Below are 3,033 nucleotides of genomic sequence, written 5' to 3' on the forward strand. Positions count from 1 at the left end.
AAACCCAGCTTTATTTACAAACAATAACGTGCCATTAATTGGCGCGTTTAGCTGTTTAAGTATTAACGGAGAAAATCATGATTTTACCCCGCTCAATTTTGCATTGCATAAGATTACAAGCCGTTTTTATGGCCGCTTTATTACTCTGCAGCGGTCAATCACAAGCCCAAGAAATCTACGACGAAGCCTACTACCAACAACATCACATTGAGCAATTAAGCACGACACCCAAAAGCCTAAATTTTTTAGTGTTAGGCGACTGGGGCCGTAATGGCCACTATGAGCAACGCGCTGTGGCTAAGTGGATGGACATCACCATGGAACAAATGGACGGCGATTTTATTGTGACCACCGGCGATAATTTTTATTCAAACGGCATCGCTTCAGTCAATGATCCCTACTGGTATAGCTCGTATGAAGCCATTTACACAGGCCCGCACTTATTTGAAGAATGGTATGCCACGCTAGGCAACCACGATTACCGCGGTAACTGGCAAGCGCAAATCGACTACAGCAATATTAGCCGCCGCTGGAACATGCCTGCTCCCTATTACGCTCTTAATTTTGAGCTAAAAGGTGGGCAATCTGTATTGTTGGTGTTTTTAGATACCAATCCTTTAAACCCAGAATATAAAAATGAAGCCAAATACGCTGAAACCCAAAAACAAGATGGGCCAAAACAATTAGTTTGGTTAGAGCATAAACTGTCAACATCTCAGGCTAAGTGGAAAATAGTGATTGGGCATCACCCTTTATATTCAAGCGGCAAACGTTATGGTGAAACCGATGGCATTCGCCAAGTGCTTGAGCCGATTTTTGAAAAATACCATGTGGATGCCTATTACGCTGGTCACGAACACGACCTACAACATAATCAGCCCAAAGGCACGACTGTAGCTCATTTTGTCTCAGGTGCAGGCTCTGAAGTTCGGCCCGTTAAACAAAGTGAATTTGCCAAGTTTGCCCAATCAACGGCAGGTTTTGCGGCAGTATCTGTTAACCAAAATACCTTAGTTACCCAATTTATAAGCAGCACTGGCAACGTGCTGTATCAATACAAAATCAATAAGGACTAATGATGAAAAAAAGTCTACTTACCGCCCTTTTAGTGCCCTGCTTACTCGCCGGATGTCAGGTAAATAACGACCTAGCTGACAACCGCATGGCAGTCAGTTTAAAGTCAAATAATGCTCTTGAAATGACACCTTTTGAGGTGAATAACAATATAAAAGGCAAAGTGGCGTTTCCGATAAAACATCAACAGCAAAGCTATTGGCTACTGACCAGTGAAGAGCAAGGTATTCTGCTCACTGATGAACAAGGCCAAACGCTTAGCCACTTTGCAGGCTCCATGGAAGCGCTTGATTGGCGCGATAATGTGAGCCTTGATGGCAAAAAACTTGGCTTAATCGCCACCAGCAACAAAGAAAATGGCCAGGTGCTGATCCTAGGCTTAGATTGGCAAACCCTGCAATTTAGCTTACTAACGACCATTAAACCCAGCGCCGCCATCGAAACCTTATGTTGGTACACCATGCCCCAAGGCCATACCGCACTGTTTATGGCTGACGAACAGGGCAAAGTAAGCCAGCGCATTGTGGTAGACGGAAATCAACAAGGCATCAGTGATGTGCTATTGCGTGATTTTGTGGGTGTACCCGAAATTAAATCCTGTGCCGTGGATGATAAGCGTGATGTTCTTTACCTGGTTGAAAGCAACATTGGCGTGTGGCGCTATTCGGCTGATCCTGAAGCCGAATTGCAACGTGAGCTTGTTGCAGCGACCGGTGAATTTGGTCAACTAGAGGGTGAGGTCACCTCAGTTAATGTACTCGACAATGGCAGCTTATTGGTTAGCACACCAGAGCAACAGGGCATATGGATTATTGATCCAGCGCAGGCTAAATCAGCAAGCTTCTATCCGCTCAAGCAAGCTCAAGCGGTAGAAAGTGCCGTCGCCCTTAGCACTGAGCAAGGCTTAAACATCGGTTTATTCGACGACGAAAGTGGTGGTTACTATCACGCCAAGATAGATATCACTTTGCCTAAAGGTACAGCGACTCATCAGGTATTTAGCCAAGTACTCCCTGCGGCAGAAACCACACCGGTAGGCACGTCGGGCGATGCTGCCGATGATCCTGCCATTTGGGTTAACCGCCAGCATCCAGGACAAAGCCGTATTTTGGCCACCAATAAAAAGCGTGGTTTGATGGTACATGACCTACAAGGCAAACTGCTGCAACAATTGGATATGGGCCGCGTTAATAATGTTGATGTGCGTTATGGTTTTACGCTTAATGGCCAAACCATTGATATTGCTGCCGCCAGCAACCGCAGCAACAAAAGCCTCAGCTTGTTTGCCATCGCCCCTGCTACGGGTGAAGTCAGTTGGTTAAGTGACATCCCTACCGACTTAGACGACACCTACGGCTTATGTATGTATCAATCAAACAACCACTACTATGTGTTTGTGAATGACACCAATGGCCGTTTTCAGCAATACAAGCTCAATACTAATAATGGCAAGATTGACGGCACACTGGTACGTGAATTTAACGTCGCCAGCCAACCCGAAGGCTGCGTGGCAGACGATAACAGTGGGCAGTTATACTTTGGTGAAGAAGCAGTCGGTATTTGGCAAGTACCGGCCATGCCGACTAAAAGCATGCCAGTGCTGATTGCGCCTTTAGCAGATAACTTTGTAGCTGATGTTGAAGGCCTCGCCATCTATCAGATGAACAAACAACGCTATTTAATTGCCTCCAGCCAAGGTAACAACAGCTATGCGGTATTTGCCCTTGAAGACAACAATCGCTATTTAGGCAGCTTTCAGATCGCCATGGACTTAGACAAAATGATCGACGGCGTATCCGAAACAGATGGTATAGAAATAGTATCAACCCCGCTGGGCCCACAATTTCCGCAAGGATTGATGGTGGCGCAAGACGGCCACAACGTAATGCCCAGCGACACACAAAACTTTAAATTAGTCAGTGGCAGTATGATTGCAAACGTAATCCAAGGCTGGATAAA

General features: G+C 45.8%; 2 protein-coding genes. Both read left to right on the forward strand.

The window, feature by feature from the left end:
* The first annotated feature begins 128 nt into the window (after positions 1–128).
* A complete protein-coding gene (locus NWQ57_RS11615; protein WP_306022315.1) occupies positions 129–1,076 on the forward strand; it encodes a tartrate-resistant acid phosphatase type 5 family protein in 948 nt (315 codons plus the stop codon).
* Positions 1,077–1,078: 2 nt separating this feature from the next.
* A partial coding sequence (locus NWQ57_RS11620; RefSeq protein ID WP_306022314.1) for a phytase occupies positions 1,079–3,033 on the forward strand: 1,955 nt, incomplete at its 3' end.

Source organism: Paraglaciecola sp. (genome assembly GCF_030730205.1).
In the GTDB taxonomy this organism is placed as follows: domain Bacteria; phylum Pseudomonadota; class Gammaproteobacteria; order Enterobacterales; family Alteromonadaceae; genus Paraglaciecola.

Bases quoted from the DNA above. Each gene is read 5' to 3' on its own strand.
- NWQ57_RS11615 (WP_306022315.1), top strand. From the start codon at position 129: ATGGCCGCTTTATTACTCTGCAGCGGTCAATCACAAGCCCAAGAAATC.